This window comes from Microbacterium sp. NPDC057407 (assembly GCF_042803895.1).
Classification (GTDB): Bacteria; Actinomycetota; Actinomycetes; order Actinomycetales; family Microbacteriaceae; genus Microbacterium.
The window spans coordinates 87,586-108,318 of record NZ_JBHVCA010000004.1 but is presented as its reverse complement, the minus strand read 5'-3'; the positions used below and the strand labels follow the sequence as shown (position 1 = coordinate 108,318).

The 20,733-nt window shown below is 71.7% G+C and carries 17 protein-coding genes; 11 read left to right on the top strand and 6 right to left on the bottom strand.

The annotated features are described in order from the left end of the window. Positions 1–5: 5 nt before the first annotated feature. Positions 6–3,791: a multifunctional oxoglutarate decarboxylase/oxoglutarate dehydrogenase thiamine pyrophosphate-binding subunit/dihydrolipoyllysine-residue succinyltransferase subunit gene (locus ACFUTX_RS12540; protein ID WP_378865336.1), complete on the bottom strand. Its 3,786-nt coding sequence runs from the start codon at positions 3,789–3,791 to the stop codon at positions 6–8. A gap of 175 nt (positions 3,792–3,966) precedes the next feature. Between ACFUTX_RS12540 and ACFUTX_RS12535 the strand changes: the two genes are divergently transcribed. Then, on the top strand, positions 3,967–5,424 hold the full coding sequence (locus tag ACFUTX_RS12535) for a GuaB1 family IMP dehydrogenase-related protein (protein ID WP_378864980.1): 1,458 nt from the start codon (positions 3,967–3,969) through the stop codon (positions 5,422–5,424). Between the two features lie 46 nt (positions 5,425–5,470). Here the strand turns inward: ACFUTX_RS12535 and ACFUTX_RS12530 are convergent, their stop codons facing one another. Continuing rightward, a complete protein-coding gene (locus ACFUTX_RS12530) occupies positions 5,471–5,767 on the bottom strand; it encodes a hypothetical protein (protein WP_378864978.1) in 297 nt (98 codons plus the stop codon). A gap of 250 nt (positions 5,768–6,017) precedes the next feature. Between ACFUTX_RS12530 and ACFUTX_RS12525 the strand changes: the two genes are divergently transcribed. Together ACFUTX_RS12525 and ACFUTX_RS12520 are read left to right on the top strand one after the other, a co-directional pair. Beyond that, a complete protein-coding gene (locus ACFUTX_RS12525) occupies positions 6,018–7,349 on the top strand; it encodes a hemolysin family protein (RefSeq protein ID WP_378865334.1) in 1,332 nt (443 codons plus the stop codon). Next, positions 7,346–8,404 carry a hemolysin family protein gene (locus ACFUTX_RS12520; RefSeq protein ID WP_378864975.1) on the top strand — a complete coding sequence of 353 codons (1,059 nt, stop codon included), beginning with the start codon at positions 7,346–7,348 and terminating at the stop codon, positions 8,402–8,404. The genes ACFUTX_RS12525 and ACFUTX_RS12520 overlap by 4 nt, the downstream gene beginning before the upstream one ends. 21 nt (positions 8,405–8,425) lie before the next feature. Here ACFUTX_RS12520 and ACFUTX_RS12515 read toward each other — a convergent pair whose 3' ends face one another. Further along, a complete protein-coding gene (locus ACFUTX_RS12515) occupies positions 8,426–9,490 on the bottom strand; it encodes an NADH:flavin oxidoreductase/NADH oxidase (protein ID WP_378864972.1) in 1,065 nt (354 codons plus the stop codon). Positions 9,491–9,521: 31 nt separating this feature from the next. Between ACFUTX_RS12515 and ACFUTX_RS12510 the strand changes: the two genes are divergently transcribed. The 5 genes from ACFUTX_RS12510 (at position 9,522) to ACFUTX_RS12490 (ending at position 14,078) form a co-directional block, all read left to right on the top strand. Continuing rightward, positions 9,522–10,358: an NAD(P)H-hydrate dehydratase gene (locus ACFUTX_RS12510; protein WP_378864969.1), complete on the top strand. Its 837-nt coding sequence runs from the start codon at positions 9,522–9,524 to the stop codon at positions 10,356–10,358. Between the two features lie 10 nt (positions 10,359–10,368). Continuing rightward, entirely contained in the window at positions 10,369–11,577 is a 1,209-nt protein-coding gene (locus tag ACFUTX_RS12505; protein WP_378864966.1) for a hypothetical protein, read from the top strand. 62 nt (positions 11,578–11,639) lie between these two features. After that, positions 11,640–11,957: an MTH1187 family thiamine-binding protein gene (locus tag ACFUTX_RS12500; protein WP_378864963.1), complete on the top strand. Its 318-nt coding sequence runs from the start codon at positions 11,640–11,642 to the stop codon at positions 11,955–11,957. A gap of 54 nt (positions 11,958–12,011) precedes the next feature. Further along, a complete protein-coding gene (locus ACFUTX_RS12495; protein ID WP_378864960.1) occupies positions 12,012–13,220 on the top strand; it encodes an MFS transporter in 1,209 nt (402 codons plus the stop codon). Between the two features lie 51 nt (positions 13,221–13,271). Continuing rightward, entirely contained in the window at positions 13,272–14,078 is an 807-nt protein-coding gene (locus ACFUTX_RS12490) for an NUDIX domain-containing protein (protein WP_378864957.1), read from the top strand. 1 nt (position 14,079) lies between these two features. On the opposite strand, the gene ACFUTX_RS12485 is transcribed toward ACFUTX_RS12490, so the two are convergent. Both ACFUTX_RS12485 and ACFUTX_RS12480 read right to left on the bottom strand, forming a co-directional pair. After that, a complete protein-coding gene (locus ACFUTX_RS12485) occupies positions 14,080–15,285 on the bottom strand; it encodes a homoserine O-acetyltransferase (protein WP_378864954.1) in 1,206 nt (401 codons plus the stop codon). Between the two features lie 225 nt (positions 15,286–15,510). Further along, entirely contained in the window at positions 15,511–16,530 is a 1,020-nt protein-coding gene (locus ACFUTX_RS12480) for a DUF2332 family protein (RefSeq protein WP_378864951.1), read from the bottom strand. A 58-nt stretch (positions 16,531–16,588) separates the two neighbouring features. On the opposite strand from ACFUTX_RS12480, the gene ACFUTX_RS12475 reads away from it, so the two are divergent. Beyond that, positions 16,589–17,530: a hypothetical protein gene (locus tag ACFUTX_RS12475; RefSeq protein ID WP_378864948.1), complete on the top strand. Its 942-nt coding sequence runs from the start codon at positions 16,589–16,591 to the stop codon at positions 17,528–17,530. 75 nt (positions 17,531–17,605) lie between these two features. On the opposite strand, the gene ACFUTX_RS12470 is transcribed toward ACFUTX_RS12475, so the two are convergent. Then, on the bottom strand, positions 17,606–18,928 hold the full coding sequence (locus ACFUTX_RS12470; RefSeq protein ID WP_378864946.1) for a bifunctional o-acetylhomoserine/o-acetylserine sulfhydrylase: 1,323 nt from the start codon (positions 18,926–18,928) through the stop codon (positions 17,606–17,608). Between the two features lie 157 nt (positions 18,929–19,085). Between ACFUTX_RS12470 and ACFUTX_RS12465 the strand changes: the two genes are divergently transcribed. Both ACFUTX_RS12465 and ACFUTX_RS12460 read left to right on the top strand, forming a co-directional pair. Next, positions 19,086–19,880, top strand: a complete 795-nt coding sequence (locus ACFUTX_RS12465) for an SDR family oxidoreductase (RefSeq protein ID WP_378864943.1) — start codon at positions 19,086–19,088, stop codon at positions 19,878–19,880. After that, positions 19,877–20,731, top strand: coding sequence for a metal-dependent hydrolase (locus ACFUTX_RS12460; RefSeq protein ID WP_378864940.1), 855 nt, complete (start codon positions 19,877–19,879; stop codon positions 20,729–20,731). The genes ACFUTX_RS12465 and ACFUTX_RS12460 overlap by 4 nt, the downstream gene beginning before the upstream one ends. Positions 20,732–20,733 lie beyond the last annotated feature (2 nt).

Genomic DNA, 20,733 nt, shown 5'->3' with positions numbered 1-20,733 from the left:
CGCCGTCAGAGAGTGAGCGCCGCCCGCATGATCTCGGCCTGCTCGGACGCGTGCACCTTCGGGGATCCGGTTGCCGTCGAGGCCGCGGCCGCCCGCGACACGCGCCGGACGGTGCGACCGTGGAGGTGCTTGCTGACCTCCAGCGCGATGAACGGCCACGCGCCCTGGTTCTCGGGCTCGTCCTGCACCCACACGAGCTCGGCGTTCGGGTACCGGTCGACGACCGCGTTGAGCTCGTCGATCGGCGACGGGTAGAACTGCTCCAGCCGGACCAGCGCGATCTCGGGGTTCGGCTTCTTCTCGAGCTCGGCCCGGAGGTCCCAGTGGATCTTCCCCGCGTGCAGCAGCACCCGCTTGACGGCCGTCGCGTCCAGACCACGGTCGTCGTCGAGCACCGGCTCGAACCGTCCAGTCAGGAAGTCCTCGACCGGACTCGTCGCGCCGCGCAGGCGGAGCATGGCCTTGGGGGTGAACACGATGAGCGGCCGTCGCGGGCGGGCGTACGCCTGGCGGCGAAGCAGGTGGAAGTACGACGCCGGCGTCGACGGGCGAGCGACCGTCATGTTGTCCTGCGCGCACATCTGCAGGTAGCGCTCGATCCGCGCCGACGAGTGGTCGGGGCCCTGGCCCTCGTATCCGTGGGGGAGGAGCAGCACGACACTCGACTGCTGGCCCCACTTCTGGTCGGCCGAGCTGATGAACTCGTCGATCACCGACTGCGCGCCGTTGGCGAAGTCGCCGAACTGGGCCTCCCACAGCACGAGCGAGTCGGCCCGCTCGACGGAGTAGCCGTACTCGAACGCCATCGCGGCGTACTCGCTGAGGAGCGAGTCGTACACCCAGAACCGGCCCTGGTCGGCGGCGAGGTTCGCGAGCGGGATCCACTCCTGCCCGTTGGCGCGATCATGCAGCACCGAGTGGCGCTGGACGAAGGTGCCGCGGCGGGCGTCCTGACCGGCCAGGCGCACATTCGTCTTCTCCAGCAGCAGCGAGCCGAAGGCCAGCAGCTCGCCGAAGCCCCAGTCGATCGAGCCGTTGCGGCTCATGTCGAGGCGCTTCTCGAGCAGCTGCTGGAGCTTCGGGTGCACCGTGAAGTTCTCGGGCTTGTTGACGAAGGTGTCGCCGATGAGCTGCACGATCTCGCGCGAGACGCCGGTCGTGTCGGGCTCTCCGACGGCCGGCTCTTCGGCCGCGGCATCCGGATGGATCACCGGCGACGAGCCGGTCTCGGCCGCGTGCGTCTCGGCGAAGGCGATCTCGAGGCGGTTCTGGAAGTCCTGCTTGGCCTTCTCGTACTCTTCCTCGGTGATGTCGCCGCGGCCGACCAGTGCCTCGGTGTACAGGCGCCGGACCGAGCGCTTCGCCTCGATGAGGTTCGTCATCAGGGGCTGCGTCATCGACGGGTCGTCGCCCTCGTTGTGGCCACGGCGGCGGTAGCAGACCAGGTCGATCACCACGTCGCGGTGGAACCGCTCGCGGTACGCGAAGGCGAGCTGCGCCACGCGGATGACCGCTTCGGGGTCGTCGCCGTTCACGTGGAAGATCGGAGCCTGGATGGTCTTGGCGACGTCGGTCGCGTAGACCGACGAGCGGGCGTCGATGGGCGTGGTCGTGAAGCCGACCTGGTTGTTGACCACGACGTGGACGGTCCCGCCCGTGCGGTAGCCCCGCAGCTGCGACATCTGGAGCGTCTCGACGACGACGCCCTGGCCGGCGAAGGCCGCGTCGCCGTGGACGAGGATCGGCAGCCACGAGAAGGTGCCGATCGGCTTGCGGTCCTGCTTGGCGCGGACGATGCCTTCGAGCACGCCGTCGACGGTCTCGAGGTGCGACGGGTTCGCGGCGAGGTAGACGGGAAGCTCTTCGCCGCCGTCGGTCTTGAAGGTGCCCTCGGTGCCGAGGTGGTACTTCACGTCGCCCGAGCCGCTCTTCGAGCCGATGGCCACCGAGCCCTCGAACTCGCGGAACACCTGACCGTACGTCTTGCCCGCGATGTTGGTGAGCACGTTGAGCCGGCCGCGGTGCGCCATGCCGATGGCGGCGCCGTCGAGCCCGGCCTCGGCCGCGCCCTGGAGGATCTCGTCGAGGAGCGGGATGAGAGACTCGCCGCCCTCGAGGCTGAACCGCTTCTGGCCCACGTACTTCGTCTGCAGGAAGGTCTCGAACGCCTCGGCCTGGTTCAGCTTGTCGAGGATGCGCAACTGCTCGGCCTGACCCGGCTTCTGGTACTTGACCTCGACGTTCTCCTGGAACCACCTGCGCTGCTCGGGGTCCTGGATGTGCATGTACTCGATGCCGGTGGTGCGGCAGTAGGAGTCGCGCAGCACGCCCAGGATGTCGCGGAGCTTCATCGTGCGCTTGCCGCCGAAGCCTCCGGTGACGAACTCGCGGTCGAGGTCCCAGAAGGTGAGGCCGTGCTGCTCGATCTCGAGGTCGGGGTGCGTGCGCTGCACGTACTCGAGCGGGTCGATGTCGGCCATCAGGTGGCCGCGGACGCGGAACGAGTTGATGAGCTCCTGGACGCGGGCCTGCTTGTCGACGCGCTCGGCGAGGTCGACGTTGATGTCGGCGGCCCAGTGGATCGGGGCGTACGGGATCCGCAGCGCGGCGAAGATGTCTTCGTAGAAGTTGCGCTGGCCGATCAGCAGCTCGTGCACCTTCTTGAGGAACTCGCCCGAGCCGGCGCCCTGGATGACGCGGTGGTCATAGGTGCTCGTGAGCGTGATCGTCTTGCCGATCGCCAGCTCGTTGAGCGTCTTCTCGCTGGCGCCCTGGAACTCGGCCGGGTACTCGAGCGCCCCGGCGCCGACGATGCAGCCCTGGCCCTTCATCAGGCGCGGGACCGAGTGGACCGTGCCGATGCCGCCCGGGTTGGTCAGCGAGATCGTCGTGCCCTGGAAGTCGGCCGCGGTGAGCTTGTTGTTGCGGGCGCGGGTGACGAGGTCTTCGTAGGTCGTCAGGTACTCGCCGAACGTGAGCTGGTCGGCGCGCTTGATGCTGGGAACGAGGAGCGCGCGGGTGCCGTCGGGCTTGGGGAGGTCGATCGCGATGCCGAGGTTGACGTGGGCGGGCGCGACCACCGAGGGCTTGCCGTCGATCTCGGCGTAGAAGACGTTCTGGCTCGGGAACTCCTTGAGCGCACGGATGATCGCCCACCCGATGAGGTGCGTGAAGCTGACCTTGCCGCCGCGCGTGCGCGCCATGTGGTTGTTGATCACGATCCGGTTGTCGATCATGAGCTTGGCCGGGACGGTGCGGACGCTGGTCGCGGTCGGGACGGTGAGCGACTCGTCCATGTTGGCGGCGAGCGTCTTGGGCATGCCGCGGAGGACGGTCACGTGGTCTTCGGCGCCCTCGGCCGGCTCGGACGGGAGCGACTTGGGCGCCTGCGCGGGGATCGGCTGCGGGGCGGCCGGACGGGCCGTCGTGCGCGCCACGGGCTGCGCCCCGATGACGGGGATCGGCGCGGTCACCGGTCGCGGCTCTCCGCCGCCGGTCGTGGCGGCGGGACTCGCACCTTCCGACCGCTGCTGGGTCGGCGCGGCCGGCGCGGGGTCTGCCTGCGCCGGGGCGGTCGGTGCGGCGGCGGTCTGCGCCGGTGCGGCGGCGGTCTGCGCCGGTGCGGGGGTCGCCTCGTCGACGGGATGGTAGGCCTCGAGGACCGGCCACCAAGCCTTGTCGACGGAGTTCCTGTCGATCTTGAACTGCTCGTACAGCTCGTCGACGAGCCATTCGTTGGCTCCGAACTCTCCTTCGTTCGAAACCCCGAGGCCCGTCACCTGGCTCGACACGCTGGATCGCCTGCTTTCATCGGTGAAGTTCTGGAGACGCGCGAGGCCGGACATCGCCCTCCCGCTCGACTGTCAAGCCTAACCCCATCCGGGCGAACGATCCCGGTTCGCGAGCTCGCCTCCGACGGCTCGCACCTCATTCTTCGCACAGGAACTGTCACTACCCTTGACCCACATGGAGTTCTACGGCGACCGCCCCGACGTCGATCTGACGTATTCCGATGTCTTCCTCGTCCCGCGGCGGTCCTCGATCACCAGCCGCCTCGACGTCGACTTGTCGCCCGGCGACGGCACGACCGCGACGATCCCGCTCGTGTCGGCGAACATGAACTCCGTGACCGGCGCCCGTCTCGCCGCCACTCTCGCCCGGCGCGGCGGCCTCGGCGTGCTTCCCCAGGACATGCCCCTGCAAGAGCTCGACGCCGCCATCCGGTGGGTCAAGGCCCAGCCGGTGCCGTGGGACACGCCGCTCGTGCTCCCGCCCGAGGCGACGGTGGCAGACGCCTCGCGGCTGCTCCCGGCCACCGAGGGTCACGGCATCGTGGTGGCGGATGCCTCGGCCGGGCGCGTCGACATCGGCGACGTCCTCGGCGTCGTGCCGGCGACGCGCCTCGGCACGGCCCTGCCCGACGCGCGCCTCGGCGACCTGGCGCGCGGCCGCGCGGCATCCATCGATGCGGTGGACATCGAGAGCGCCCGTCACGCGTTCGACGTCATCGTCGCCGCGGGCGCCGAGACGGTGTGCGTGCTCGACCACGGTCACGTCATCGGCACGCTCTCGCGCCGCAGCGCACTGCGCTCGACGCTGTACCGGCCCGCGGTGGACGCCTCCGGCCGGCTGATCGTCGCGGCGGCGGTCGGCATCAACGGCGACGTGGCGGCGAAGGCCCGCGCGCTCGCCGCCGCGGGCGTCGACGTGCTCGTCGTCGACACCGCCCACGGACATCAGGAAGGGATGCTGCGCGCCCTCCGCGAGGTGGCGGCCCTCGACCTGGGCATCCCGATCGCGGCGGGCAACATCGTCACCGCCGAGGGCGTCCACGACCTGGTCACCGCCGGCGCCGACATCCTCAAGGTCGGGGTCGGGCCGGGGGCGATGTGCACCACCCGGATGATGACGGCCGTCGGCCGTCCCCAGTTCTCGGCGGTGCTCGAGACGGCCGAGGCCGCCCGCATCATGGGAGCGCACGTGTGGGCGGACGGCGGGGTGCGCTACCCCCGCGACGTCGCGCTCGCGCTCGCGGCGGGCGCGGCATCCGTCATGATCGGCTCGTGGTTCGCCGGGACGATCGAGGCGCCCGGGGAGCTGCAGGTCGACGACGCCGGGCGCGCGTACAAGGAATCGTGGGGCATGGCCTCGACCAAGGCCGTGCACGAGCGGTTCGGGCGCCTCGACCCCTACGAGCTGGCGCGCAAGGAGCTGTTCGCCGAGGGGATCTCGTCGTCGAAAATCTACCTCGACCCGCTGCGGCCGGGACTCGAGGACCTGCTCGACATGATCACGTCGGGCGTGCGGTCGTCGTTCACCTACGCCGGCGCCTCGACGGTCGCCGAATTCCACGACCGGGCGCGGGTGGGCCTGCAGTCGGCCGCGGGCTACGAAGAGGGCAAGGCGCTGCCGGTCAGCTGGTAGGCCAGGCCCCGGCGTGACGTAGAGGGCACCGGTTCGGACGCCGACGCTATTCGGTCGGGAGCGGAGGACAGTCAGCCTCGCTCATCGCTTCGTCGATGTACGCGACGACCGCCACCACGTCGGTCGCATCCTGTCCGGACCCCGCCTGAATGATGAGATTTCGGGTCATCGTCAGCCCGTTGCACTCACCGTCCGCGGCGAGCCGGTCGATGTCCGCTTGCGTGCCTTCACCGAATTCCGCCCACTCGACCGCTGTCCGCTCTCCGGATTCACTCCGCGGCGTGCAGGCGACGAGGAGAATACTCGCCGCGGCGACCAGCGGGACGATGAATCGGGAAGCCATCCGATCAGTATGGCGGGACGGAACGTCCGATGCCTCGATCGCGCAAGGCGTCGTCAAGGCACCAAGAGGCCGTGCCTGAGCTTGGGCCGGGGGAGGAATCGCCGGTGCCGTGCGCGTGCGGGGGAGGGATGCCGGGGGCCGGGCGGGTGCGAGGGGACCTGCCGTAGACTTGCGGGACGATGGACGACCCCCCTAGTTGCAGACGTTCGCCCCACCGACCCGCCTCCCGTCCGAACGGGGGTGATGCGTGATGGATTACGTCATGCTGGGCGTGGGGCTCCTGCTCACGGTCGGGACCGGCCTGTTCGTCGCGAGCGAGTTCGCGCTGGTCAACCTCGATCGCGCCGACCTCGAGGCCCGCCAGGCGGCGGGCGAATCCCGTCTCTCGCTGACGATCAGCGCGCTGAAGATCACCTCGACCCACCTGTCGAGCGCGCAGCTGGGCATCACGCTGACGACGCTGCTCACCGGCTACACGATGGAGCCGGCGATCTCCAACCTGCTCCGTCCCGTCTTCACGGCGTGGGGTCTGCCCGAGGGGCTCGTCAGTCCGCTCGCCGTCATCATCGCCGTGTCGGTCGCGACGATCTTCTCGATGATCATCGGCGAGCTCGTTCCGAAGAACTTCGCCCTCGCGATCCCGCGCCAGACGGCGAAGCTCGTCATGCCCTTCCAGGTCGCGTTCACCACGGTCTTCCGTCCGGCGATCTTCGTGCTCAACGGCAGCGCCAACGGCGTGCTCCGCTCGGTCGGGATCGAGCCCAAGGAGGAGCTGTCGGGAGCGCGCACCGCCGAGGAGCTGTCGAGCCTCGTCCGCCGCTCGGCGAGCGCCGGCGTGCTCGAGGAGGACACCGCGTCGCTCCTGGACCGCAGCCTCACCTTCTCGCGCCTGAGCGCGGCCGACGTGATGACGCCGAGGCCCAGCATCCACGCCCTCGCCGCCGACGAGTCCGCAGAACAGGTGATCCAGCTGGCGCGCCGCACCGGCCACAGCCGCTTCCCCGTCTACGACGACTCGATGGACGACATCACCGGCATCGTGCACCTCAAGGCCGCCGTCAGCGTTCCGCGCGAGCGTCGCGCCGAGGTTCCCGCCGGCGCGCTCGCGACCGAGCCGCTGCGCATCCCCGAGGCCGTGCACCTCGACGCCCTCGTCTCGGAACTGCGCGCCCGCGGCTACCAGATGGCCGTGGTGGTCGACGAGTACGGCGGCACCGCCGGCGTCGTCACGCTCGAAGACCTCGTCGAGGAGATCGTCGGCGAGGTCCTCGACGAGCACGACCGGCGACGCGCGGGCATCGTGCGCGCCGACGACGCCGTCATCTTCCCCGGCGAGCTGCGACCCGACGAGGTCCGCGACCGCACCGGCATCCGCATCCCCGAAGGAGACGTGTACGACACCGTGGGCGGCTACATCATGAGCGTCCTCGAGCGGATCCCCTCGGTCGGCGACAGCGTCGACATCGAGGACGGCACGATCGAGGTGCAGCGCATGGACGGCCGGCGGGTCGACCGCGTGCGGTTCACGCCGGCGCCCATGCCGCACGACGACGAGGCGGCCGAAGGGGGTGAGCGGCGATGAACGACTGGGCGGGAATCGCATGGCTCGTCGTGCTGCTGGTGTTCAACGCCTTCTTCGTCGGCGCCGAGTTCGCCGTCATCTCGGCCCGGCGCTCGCAGATCGAGCCGCTGGCCGAGAGGGGTTCGCGCTCGGCGAAGACGGCCCTGTACGCCATGGAGCACGCGACGCTCATGCTCGCGACGAGCCAGCTCGGCATCACGATCTGCTCGCTGCTGATCCTCAACGTGTCCGAGCCGGCGATCCATCACCTGCTCGCCGAGCCGCTCGGACTCACCGGGTGGTCGGAGGCGGCGGTCGACACGGTCGCGTTCGTCATCGCCCTCGTGCTCGTGTCGTACCTGCACGTCGTGTTCGGCGAGATGGTGCCGAAGAACCTCGCGTTCTCGGTGCCCGACCGCGCCGTGCTCATGCTCGCGACGCCGCTCGTGTGGGTGTCGAAGGTCTTCCACCCGGTGATCGTCACGCTGAACTGGATCGCCAACCACATCGTGCGGCTGTTCCGGGTCGAGCCGAAGGACGAGGCCGCGTCGACGTTCACGCTCGAAGAGGTCGCGACCATCGTCAACCAGTCGCGCATCGAGGGCGTCCTCGACGACGTCGCCGGCACCGTGGCGGCGGCGGTCGAGTTCACCGACAAGAAGGCGGCCGAGGTGGCGGTGCCGCTCGCCGACCTCGTCACACTCCCCGAGACGACGACGCCCGACGAGATCGAGCGTGCCGTGGCGAAGCACGGCTTCTCGCGCTACGTGATCGTCGACGACGCGGGGGTCCCCGTCGGGTACGTGCACCTCAAGGACATCCTGCGGGCCGCAGAGGGTCCGGATGCCGCGGCCGACGTCGCGCGTCCGATCCCGTCGAAGCGGATCCACCACATGGTGCCCGTGCTCGAGACGACCGATCTCGAGGACGCGCTCGCGGTGATGCGCCGGGCCGGCCGGCACCTCGCGCAGGTGCGTGACGCGCAGGGTGCGACGACCGCCGTGCTGTTCCTCGAGGACATCATCGAGGAGCTCATCGGCGAGGTGCAGGACGCCACCCGCCGCGGCCTCCGCTGAGCGACGGCGCCGGTCGCGACCTCAGCGCCGGGCGCGGAGGTACTGCTTCGGCCAGTAGTCGATGTCGGCGCCGAGCTCACCGGCGGCGCGCAGCCCGAAGTGCGGGTCGCGGAGCCACTCGCGTCCGGCCATGACGGCGTCGGCTTCGCCCGCGGCGAGGATCCGCTCGGCGTGGGCGGCGTCGTCGATCATGCCGACGGCGCTGACGGGAACGCCCGCGTCACGGCGGATCTGGGCGGCGAGGCCGACCTGGTAGCCCGGTCCGGTCGTGATGCGCTGGTGCGCCACGAGTCCGCCGCTGGAGATGTCGAAGAAGTCGGCGCCGTGCTCGGCGGCCCACCCGGCGACGACCGCGGTCTGCTCGGCGTCCCAGCCGCCGTCCGCCCAGTCGGTGGCGGAGAACCGCACCAGCAGGGGCACGGCGGGCGCGGCATCCGTCATCGCGTCGATGACGCGCAGCAGCAGGCGCGCGCGGTTCTCGAGCGAGCCGCCGTACTCGTCGTCGCGATGGTTCGACAACGGCGAGAGGAACTGGTGCAGCAGGTAGCCGTGGGCCGCGTGGATCTCGAGCACCTCGAAGCCGGCCTCGACGGCGCGGCGTGCGGCCGCCCCGAAGTCGGCGACGACGCGGTCGATCCCGGCGGCGTCGAGCGCGGCGGGCTCGGCGAAGCCGTCGAACGCCACCGCCGACGGCGCGACGGTCTGCCACCCGCCCTGCGCGACGGGGACGGTGCCGCGGTGGCCGGCGAACGGCGACCACGTCGACGCCTTGCGCCCGGCGTGAGCGAGCTGGACGGCCGCGACCGACCCCCGCGCGCGGATCGCGGCCACGATCGGAGCCCACGCGTCGCGCTGCTCGTCGTTCCACAGGCCGGTGTCCTCGGGCGAGATGCGGCCCTCGGGCGACACCGCGGTCGCCTCGGCGATCACGAGGCCGGCGCCTCCCGATGCGAACTGCGCGAGGTGGGTGTGGTGCCACTCCTGGGGCACTCCGTCCACGGCGCTGTACTGGCACATGGGCGAGACCCAGAGCCGGTTGCGAAGCGTCAGGTCGCGCAGCGAGAGGGGCGTGAAGAGGCTGATCATTCGGGGGAGTCTCCGCGGGTAGGGTGGCGCCATGACCCGGTCATGGACGGCTGCGGACGCCCGGCGCGTCCTGCGTAGGCCAACGGCGGCCGACGACAAGTATTCCCGCGGTGTGCTCGGCGTGAGGACCGGTTCGGACGCTTACCCGGGGGCGGCGGTGCTCGGCGTCGAAGCGGCGTGGCGCACCGGCCTCGGCATGGTCCGCTACCTGGGGCCGCGGCATCCCACGTCCCTCGTGCTCGCCCGGCGACCCGAGACCGTCGCCGCGGACGGCAGGGTGCAGGCGTGGGTGATCGGGTCGGGGACGGATGCCTCGACCCGCGACGACGCTGAGACCGAGCGGCTGAGGGAGCTGCTCGAGGGGAGCCTGCCGGTCGTCGTCGATGCCGGGGCGCTCGACCTCGCGGTCGGGGCGTCGGCGCCGCGCATCGTCACTCCGCACGACCGCGAGCATGCGCGGCTGCGGTCCGCGCTCGGCCTCGGCGACCCGGATAGCGATCGTGCGGGCTCGGCGCGGGGGACGGCTCGGGCGCTCGGCGCCGTCGTGCTGCTCAAGGGCGCGGTCACGATCATCGCCTCGCCCGACGGCGACGTGATCGAGGTCGACGCGGGCACGCCCTGGCTGGCGACCGCCGGCACGGGCGACGTGCTGGCCGGCGTGATCGGCGCGCTCGCGGCATCGGCGACCGCCGAGAGCGAGGAGACGGATGCCGCGTCCCTCGCCGCCGTCGCCGCCACCGGGGCATGGCTGCACGGCCGTGCCGGGCACCGTGCCAGCGAGGCTCGCGACGGCGGGCCGATCACGGCGCTCGACGTGGCGGAGTCCCTGCCGCGCGCGGTCGCCGAGCTCCTCGCCGGCGCGCCCTAGGATGACGAGCGTGTCGAGGCGCGGGTGGCTGTGGGTGGGCTTCGTCGCGGTGCACCTCGTCGTCGCGGTGCTTGGCTTCGTCGAGCCCAACATGCCCATGGGCGACGTGTACCTCGTCTACGAGCCGTGGGTGCGGGGTGCGCTGGAGGGCGGGGTCATCCCGGGCATCGCTCAGGAGTGGATCTATCCGCAGCTCGCGATCGTGCCGATGGTGCTCGCGCGCGGCCTGGCGTGGATCGGCGGCTACACCGTCGGCTGGGCGATCCTCGTCACGATCCTGAACGCCCTCGCGTTCGCCCTGCTGGTCGGGCGCGGACGCTCCACCGGGCGCGCGACCGCCGCCGCCTTCTGGCTCGCGTTCGTGCTGCTGCTGGGCCCCGTCGGCATGTACCGGCTCGATGGGGTGACCGTGCCGCTCGCGATCGCGGGATCGCTGTGGCTCGTCGGTCGCCCGCTCCTCGGGGCGATCCTGCTGTCGGTCGGCACGTGGATGAAGGTGTGGCCGGCCGCTCTCCTCGCTGCGGCCGTCATCGCGGTGCGCAGGCGTCTCACCGTCATCGGCGGCGCGCTGATCGTGTCGGCGCTGACCCTCGCGGTGGTGTTCGCGGCGGGCGGCGCCGCGCACGCGTTCGGGTTCGTCGCCGGGCAGACCGGTCGCGGGCTCCAGCTGGAGGCCCCCGTGACCGGCTGGTACCTGTGGCAGGCGGTGGGCGGGGTCGAGGGAGCCTTCGTCTACTACGACTCCGAGATCCTGACGTTCCAGGTGACAGGGCCGAACGTCGACGCGGTGATCGCCGCCATGACCCCGCTGCTCGCTGCGGCGGTGCTGGCGGTGGCCGCGCTCGGCGCCGTGCGCGCGTGGCGCGGCGGGTCTTTCGCCGCGCTCTTCCCCGCGCTCGCGCTGGCGCTCGTGCTGGCCTTCATCGTGTTCAACAAGGTCGGCTCGCCGCAGTTCCTGACGTGGCTGATCGCGCCCCTCGTGGTCGGCCTGGTGATCGATCGCCGCCGGTGGCTCGTTCCCGCCGGGGTCGCCCTCGCGTGCGCGCTGCTCACACAGCTCGTCTACCCGCTGCTCTACGACCGGCTGATCGTGGCCGATGCGCTCGCCGCCGCGGTCCTCTCCGCCCGCAACCTGCTGATGCTGACGCTGTTCGTCTGGGCGGTCGTGCGAGTCGCGCGGGTGCCGGCGCGCCGGACGCCCACCGCGGTCCCCGCCTGACCCCTTCGCCCCCGTACCCCGATACCGCACCTGAATCCCGCCCCCCACCTCTGGAGGTCCCCATGCTCGTCGCCTTCTCCGTCGCCCCCAGCGGCACCGGCAACACCGACGGGTCGGTGCACGACGCCGTCGCCGCCGCCGTCCGCGTCGTGCGGGAGAGCGGCCTGCCGCACCGCACGACGTCGATGTTTACGGAGATCGAGGGGGAGTGGGACGAGGTCTTCGACGTCGTGCGCCGCGCGACCGATGCGGTGGGCCGCTACGGGTCGCGGGTGTCGCTCGTGCTGAAGGCCGACATCCGCCCCGGCTACACCGGCGAGCTCGACGGGAAGGTCGAGCGGCTCGAAGCCGCCATCGCGGAGCAGGACGAGGCATCCTGAACCGTCTTTCGAATCGATTCGACAGGATGCCCCGGCCCGGGCTAGCATGACCCGGTGACCTCCTCGAACCTGACGAGGGGTGCGGCGACGTGGGCGCTCCTCTCGCTCGCCGTCGGCAGCTTCGGCATCGGCATGACCGAGTTCGTCGTGATGGGCCTTCTGCCCGACATCGCGCAGGACCTGCTGCCGGCGCTGTGGGCCGACAGCCCCGAGAGCGCGATCGCCCAAGCCGGCTGGCTCATCACGCTGTACGCGCTCGGCGTCGTCGTCGGCGCGCCCACGATCGCCGGCAGTGTCGCGAAGTACCCGCGCCATCGGGTGATGATCGGTCTCGCCGCGGCTCTCGCGGCCTTCAACGCGCTCACGTTCGTGCTGCCGACATTCGAGCTGGTCGCGGCATCCCGTTTCCTGGCGGGCCTGCCGCACGGCGCGTTCTTCGGCATCGGCGCCCTCGTGGCCGCCGACGTGCTCGGACCGGGCAACCGGGCCAAGGGCGTCGCCTTCGTGCTGACCGGCCTCACCGTGGCGAACGTGGTCGGCGTGCCGGTGGGCACCTTCCTCGGGCAGCAGGCCGGGTGGCGCCTGGCGTTCGTGCTCGTCGCGGGCATCTTCACGCTCGCCACCGTGCTCATCGCGCTGCGAGTGCCGCCGCACGAGGGCGAGCCCGGGCGCACGCTGCGCGCCGAGCTCAAGATCTTCCGGATCGGCCAGGTCTGGCTGGCGCTCGCGGTCGGCGCGATCGGCTTCGGAGGGTTCTTCGCCGTCTACAGCTACGTCGCCTCGGTCGTGACCGACGTCGCCGGGTCGCCGCAGTGGGTGGTGCCGCTCATCCTCGTCCTCATGGGGATCGGCATGACGGTCGGCAACCTCATCGGCGGGCACCTCGCCGACATCGACCTCAAGCGCACGCTCATCGCGCTCGCCGTCGTGCAGACGCTCCTCGCCCTCACCGCACAGTGGATCTGGGCGGTCGCGTTCTTCGTGTTCGCCACGGGCCTCGTGGCGTCGATCCTGAGTCCGACGATCCAGACGCGCCTGATGGACGTCGCCGAAGACAACCAGTCGATCGCCGCGGCGCTCAACCACTCGGCGCTGAACATGGGCAACAGTCTCGGCGCCTTCCTCGGCGGGCTCGTCATCGCCGTCGGGTGGGGATTCGTTGCCCCCGCCTGGGTGGGCGTGGCACTCGCGCTGTGCGGTCTCGCTCTGGCGTTGGTGAGCCTGGCGGTGGAACGGCGTCGCGCCCCCGTGCCCGTCGCCTGACGCGTATCAGTCGGCGCCCCCGTGCCGGACCGCGCGCCCTAGAGTGGTCGCGTGCCGGACGAGACCGCCGCTGATCGTGCTTCCGACCGCGCTGCCGACCGTCCTTCTGACCGAGCCGTGCGGGCTGTCGCCGACTCGATCGACCTCTCCCGCGCGCGCACGGCCGACGACGCCGCCGACCCGTCGATCCCCGTCGCCGCGACGGTGCTGCTCCTGCGGGACGGATCCGGCGGGCCCGAGGTGCTGCTGATCGAGCGTCCCGACCGCGGTTCGTTCGCGGGAGCGTGGGTGTTCCCCGGCGGCAGGGTCGAGGCATCCGACCGCCGCACACCCGACGAGGACGAAGAGGCCGTCGCACGGCGTGCGGGAGTGCGCGAGACGCACGAGGAGACGGGTCTCAGCCTCGACGAGGCCGAGCTCGTGACCGTGTCGGTGTGGGATCCGCCGCCGGGGATCGCGCTGCGGATCCGCACCTGGTTCTTCGCCGTGCGCGCACCGCGGGGAGAGCTCGCCCTCGCGGAGGCGGAGGCCGTCGCGGCATCGTGGACCACGCCGGCTGACATGCTGGCCCGGCACGGACGCGGCGAGGCGACGCTGTATCCGCCGACGTGGGTGACGCTGCACGCTCTCACGGCCCGCACGGATGCGGCTTCGGTCCTGTCGGCGGCGCGGCTGGCCGGCGTCGAGCGGTTCGAGACCGTGGCCCGGCGCGGGGCCGAGGGGCCGCTGCTGCTGTGGCAGGGCGACGCCGAGTACGCCCTCGATCCGGATTCCGGGACTGCGAGGGGCGAGGCATCCGGCCCCCGTCACCGGCTCGAGATCGGCGCGCTCCCGTGGCGGTACACGCGCGACGCGTGAGTCAAGCCGTCAGCAGCCGCCGCAGGTGCGTGCCGACCCGGTGCGTCTCGATGAGGAACCCGTCGTGTCCGAAGTCGCTCGTGAGGACGACCGCCTGATCGCCGTCGAGGGTATGACGGATGCCTCGGGCGATGCGGTGCTGTCCCTCGATGGGGAAGAGGCGGTCGGTGTCGATGCCGAGCACGAGCGCGGTCGCGGTGACCCGCGCGAGGGCGTCGTCGATGCCGCCGCGGTCGCGTCCGACGTCGTGGGAGTTCATCGCCTCGACGACCGTGATGTAGCTGTTGGCGTCGAAGCGGCGCGTGAACTTGTTGCCGTGGAAATCGAGGTACGACTCGACCGCGAACCGGCCGCCGCGCCCGAGCGGGCTGACGCCGGACTGCCAGGTGCGCTGGAAGCGCTGATTGAGCTCGGTCGGCGAGCGGTAGTTGAGGAGCGCCATGCGCCGGGCGAGGGCGAGTCCGCGGGTGGGTCCGTCGCCGTCGGCGGCGTCGTAGTACTCGCCGCCCTGGAACCGCGGGTCGATGCGGATGGCCTCGAGCTGCACCGAGTTCAGCGCGATCTGGTCGGCCGTGTTCACGGGCGGGGCTGACAGGATGCCGACCCGCTCGACGCGGTCGGGGAAGCCGACCGCCCACTCGAGGGCGTGCATGCCGCCCATGGATCCGCCGACCACGGCCGCCCACACGTCGATGCCGAGCGCGTCGGCGAGGCGCACCTGGGCGGCGACCTGGTCGCGGATCGTGAGATACGGGAACCGGCTCGCCCACTCGTAGCCGTCGGGCGCGATGCTCGCGGGCCCCGTCGAGCCCTGGCAGCCGCCGAGCATGTTGGGCGCGACGACGAACCACCGGTCGGTGTCGATCGGGGCGCCGGGTCCGACGACGTCGTCCCACCAGCCGCTGGTCGCGTGGCCGGGGCCGGCGGGTCCGCGCACGTGGCTGTCTCCGGTGAGGGCGTGCAGCACGAGGACCGCGTTGTCGCGGGCGGCGTTGAGCTCGCCCCACGTCTCGAACGCGAGCCGGTACGACGGCAGCTCCCGGCCCCCCTCGGTGCGGAACGAGCCGAACGCCGCGAACTGGCGGTCGCCGACCGGGTCGCCGTCGCGCCACGCGCCCGTGGCGGGCGGGCGTCCGAGCAGGAGGCGGACGTCGGCCTCGGTCACCGGTGCCGAGGGCACGGTGTCTTCCGAGGTCTGCCAGTCCATCGCCCCATTCTCGCCGGTGGCGCGAGCGCGGGACGGAGTGTTACGAGGTGCACAACGTCGGACATCGTGCTCGACCCGCCCTGCAGCCCGTGCCCGCTGGGGCGTTTCTCGCCGGTGCGCCGACGTTGTGCACGCGGTGCCGCGCGGCTCCCGCCGTTGCGGCGCTCTGCGCCGGTGCGCCGACGTTGTGCACGTCGTGCCGAGCCGCCTCGTGGCGACCGGGCGTCACGGGGTAAAGGGCCGCGTCTCGTACGTCGCGCCGTGCTGGTGGGCGAGGGCGATGGGCTCGGCGTCCCAGGTCTGGACGAACCGGTGGTCGGTCGCGGTGCCGGCGGGCACACGCGCGTCGATCTCGGGCAGCGTCCCGAGGGTCTCGTTCGAGAGCCACACGACCCGTCGGTCGATCCGGCGGCCGAGGTCCGCCATCAGATCGGCGAATTGGCGGCGACCGGCGGCGTCGAGGTAGAGCAGCACGGCGCTGTGGAAGACGACGATCGTGGCGTCCGCGGGTGCGGCGGCCGCGGCATCCGTCACCCGCTCGCGCAGGTCGCCGCGCTCGATGTCGGGCGGATCGGCGGCCGCGACCGCAGCGGCCGCCCTCAGTCGCGCGACGCGGGCGTCGTGGTCGGGCCCGGGCCAGACGAGGTTCGCGAGCCAGTCGATCGCGTCGGGGTCGGACGCGTCGATCGGGTCGAGGTCGATGCCGTGGCGCCAGACCACGTCGGGGTATCGGGCGGGGACGGATGCCTCGTCATCGGCGCGGCACGCCAGCACGACGTCGCTGGGTCCGGTCGGCGGGTCGACCCGGCGGGGGCCCGACGGGGTCGCGTAGTCGACGCTGTAGCGGTCGGGGAAGAGGCAGAGCCCGGCCGCCGCGCCGACCTCGAGGAGGGCGACCGGTCCGTCGATGCGCGACAGCGGCGGCAGCCAGGTCGCGCAGCGGTTGGCCTCGTTGGTCTGCACGGTGCGCGCGGCGCCGGTGGCGACGATCCGGTCCCAGTGCTCGAGCAGCCAGGGGCGCACCTCGTGGTACGGGCTCATCGGCGCGCCCTCCCACCGGGCCGCCGCGAACACGAGGTTCGCCTGCCGCTTGGGGAGGGGGAGCGCCGCGAGCCGGTCGAGCACCTCGGCGTCGCGGGCGATGCCGAGCGCCCAGTCCTCGTAGAGCGGCGACGTGCCGTGGGCCCATCGGCGGCCGAAGTCGTCGTAGTAGGCCGCGATCTCGTGCTGCTGGTCGGTGCTCACGGCCTCACCCTACGATCCCGCGGCGGGCGTGTCTGCGGTCCGGTCTAGCATGCGTGGAATGGACGTCATCGAGTACCTCATGGACGGCGACCCGGCCATCCGCTGGCAGGTGATGCGCGACCTGACCGATGCGTCCCCCGACGAGGTCCGTGGCGAGCGGGCCCGGGTGGCGACCGAGGGCTGGGGTGCGCGCCTGATCGCCGAGCAGGGCGACGACGGCCTGTGGGACGGCGGTGTGTACCGTCCGGGCTGGGTCGACGAGTCGCGTCCGTTCTTCGACGCGTGGACCGCGACGCATTTCTCGCTGCAGTCGCTCGTCGAGTTCGGCGTCGATCCCGCCTCGCTCGAGGCGCAGCGCGCCGTCGCGCTCGTGCGCGACAACGCGCGGTGGGAGTACAACGGCGCGCCATACTTCGACGGCGAGGTCGAGCCGTGCGTCAACGGCATCGCGCTGGTGTCCGGCGCGTACTTCGGGCAGGAGGCCGGTCGCATCTCCGAGACCCTCCTGGCCACGCAGCACGACGACGGCGGGTGGAACTGCTGGGAAGAGGATGCCGCCGCGCCCTCGTCGTTCCACTCGACGATCTGCGCCCTCGAGGGGCTGTGGGCGTGGGAGGAGGCGACAGGCGGGTCCGACGCGCTGCGCGAGGCGCGGCGTCGCGGTGAGGAGTACCTGCTGGAGCGACGGCTGTACCTGCGCAAGACCGACGGCACGGTTCCCGACCTGCGCATGACGATGACCTCGGTGCCGTGGCGGTGGTTCTACGACGTCCTGCGCGGCTTGGAGTACCTGCGGCTCGCTCGGCCGGAGCGCGACCCGCGCTGCGCCGACGCGATCGAGCTGCTGCGCGGCAAGCGGCTCGCGAACGGGCTGTTCCCGTTCGAGAACCACCACGAGGGACCCCTGCTGTTCACCATGGACGGCGAGCACGACGGGTTCCCCAGCCGGTGGGTCACGCTCCGCGCGATGCGCGTGCTGCGCTGGTGGGATCAGGACTGAGGGGCGCTTCCCCGCACAGACACGGATGCCCCGGCCCGCGTGGGCCGAGGCATCCGGTGTGTTCTGCACGCCAGCTCAGGCGCGGGCGGCCTCCGACACGCGCCGTGCGGCGGCGAGAGCCTGCTCGAGGTCGGCCTTGAGGTCTTCGATGTTCTCGAGACCCACCGAGAGGCGCACCAGACCCGGGGTCACGCCCGTGGTCAGCTGCTGCTCGGGGGTGAGCTGCGAGTGGGTCGTCGACGCCGGGTGGATGACGAGCGAGCGCACGTCGCCGATGTTGGCCAGGTGGCTGAACAGGGTGAGCGAGTTCACGAACTCGCGACCCGCCTCGACCCCGCCCTTGAGCTCGAACGACAGCACGGCCCCGACGCCCTTCGGGGCGTAGCGGTTCGCCGCCGCGTACCAGGGCGAGGTGGGCAGGCCCGAGTAGTTGACCGAGGCCACGTCGGCCTGGTTCTCGAGCCACTCGGCGATCTCCTGCGCGTTCTGCACGTGGCGCTCGATGCGCAGCGACAGGGTCTCGATGCCCTGGATCAGCAGCCAGGCGCTCTGCGGCGAGATCGCCGAACCGAGGTCGCGCAGCAGCTGCACGCGCGCCTTGATGATGTAGGCGAGTCCGTCGCCGACGGCCGCGGTGTACGACGCGCCGTGGTACGACGGGTCGGGCTCGGTCAGGCTCGGGAACTTCTCGACGTTCTCGGACCACTTGAACGTGCCGCCGTCGACGATGACGCCGCCGATGACGGTGCCGTGGCCGCCGAGGAACTTCGTCGCCGAGTGCAGCACGATGTCGGCGCCGTGCTCGAACGGCTTGATCAGGTAGGGCGTTGCGATCGTGTTGTCGACGATCAGCGGGATGCCGTTCTCGTGCGCGACGTCGGCGACGGTGCGGATGTCGAGCACGTTGATCTTCGGGTTGCCGATCGTCTCGGCGAAGAAGAGCTTCGTGTTCGGGCGCACCGCGGCACGCCACTCCTCGGGGTCGTCCTGGTTCTCGACGAAGGTCGTCTCGATGCCGAGCTTGGCGAGCGTGTACTTGAACAGGTTGTAGGTGCCGCCGTAGATCGAGCTCGACGACACGATGTGGTCGCCGGCCTGCGCGATGTTGAGCACCGCGAAGGTCTCGGCCGCCTGGCCGCTCGCGACGAGCAGGGCGCCGGTGCCCCCCTCGAGTGCGGCGAGGCGCTCCTCGACGACCGCCTGCGTGGGGTTCTGGATGCGCGTGTAGATGTTGCCGAACTCCGCGAGGGCGAACAGGTTCGCGGCGTGGTCGGCGTTGTCGAAGACGTACGACGTGGTCTGGTAGATCGGCGTGGCGCGGGCCTTGGTGACCGGGTCGGGCTGCGCGCCCGAGTGGATCTGCTTGGTCTCGAAACGCCAGTTCTCGGGTGCGGACATGGCTTGCTCCTGCGGGTTCGGTGGCGGAGGCGGCATCCCCCGACCGGATCGACAGTACGGATGCCTCGACCCAGCCGACAACGGAAGGGAAATGTGACGTAACGTCGCGCGGCCGCGGTGGGTCTCGCCGCCGTCCGGGCCTCGGTAGCGTGGAGGCATGACGATCAGACGTGCGGTGGTGACCGGAGCGAGTTCGGGGATCGGCGAGGCGACAGCCCGCGTCCTGCGGGAGCGCGGGTGGGAGGTCGTGGCGGTGGCCCGGCGTGCCGAGCGTCTGGCCGCCCTGGAGGCCGAGGTGGGGGTGGTCGCGTTCGCGGCCGACCTGACGGTCGACGCCGACGTCGAAGGGCTGGCGGCGTTCCTCGACGACCTGGGCGGCGTGCACTCGCTCGTGCACGTGGCGGGAGGAGCCCGCGGTGCCGACCGGGTCGAGGACGGCCGGGTGGACGACTGGCAGTGGATGTTCGAGGTGAACGTGCTGTCGGCGCAGCGCCTGGTCGCGGCGCTGCTGCCGCAGCTGCGCCGTGCGGCCGCCGCCGACGGGCACGCCGACACGCTCTTCGTCACGTCGACCGCGGCGCAGACCGCGTACGCGGGCGGGGCCGGGTACAACGCCGCGAAGGCGGGGGAGTCGATGCTCGCGCACGCCCTGCGGCTCGAGCTGAACGGCGAGCCCATCCGGGTGATCGAGATCGCGCCCGGCATGGTGCACACCGAGGAGTTCACCGCGAACCGTCTCGGCGGCGACCGGGTGGCGGCCGAGAAGGTCTACGAGGGAGTGGTGGCCCCGCTCACCGCCGAGGACGTCGCCGACGTGATCGCGTACGCGCTCGACGCGCCCGGTCACGTCAACCTCGACCTCGTGACCCTGCGGCCGGTCGCGCAGTCGGCCCAGCATCTGCTCGCGCGAGGACCGCTGCGTCCCCGCATCGACGACACCCCGCACGCATGAACCCGACGGCCGTCACCTATCCCTCCGGCGCCCTGACCTCGACGGGAACGGTGCTCCATGTCGCCGACGCCGGCGACGGCCGCACCGCGGTGATCCTCGACCGCACGGCGTTCCACCCGGTCGACACGGCGTGGCCCGACCAGCCCGCCGACCGTGGCACCCTGCGGTGGGCCGGGGGCGAGGCATCCGTCGTCGATGCCGTCGTGGGGGCGACCGAGGGCGGCGCGCTGCTGCTCGGCCCCGACGTGCCGGTGCGCACCGGCACCGAGGGCTGGACGTTCGTCGTCGCACACGTCGTCGAGGGCGACGCCCCCACGGTGGGGGACGTCGTGGACGTCGAGGTCGACGGCGGGGTCCGCGCGGCGCTGTCGGCGGGTCACACCGCATGCCACCTCGCGTCGCTCGCGCTCGACGAGGCGCTGGCCGGCGCATGGCGGAAGGACGTGCCGGCGGATGCGCTCGGGGCTCCCGCCTTCGACGCTCTCGCGATCGCGGAGTCGCGGATCCTCCCCGACGGGTCGCGCGACGTCTATCGCATCGGCAAGTCCTTGCGGCGAAAGGGCTTCGACCCGGCGGCGCTCGACGATCTGCACGACCTCGCCGCGCGGGTCGACGGACGTCTGGCGGAGTGGATCCGCGCCGGAGGCGCCGTGCGGATCGAGGCCGACGGGCCGGCGCTCGCCGACCGGCGTACGTGGGTGTGCGAGCTGCCCGGAGCGCAGGCGCGCATCCCGTGCGGGGGAACGCACGTCGCGGCTCTCTCCGAGCTCGAGACGGCCACGGTCGGGTTCGAGCTCACTCCGGTCGAGGGCGGCCTTCAGCTCGTCATGACCACCACGGTCGCCCGCTGACC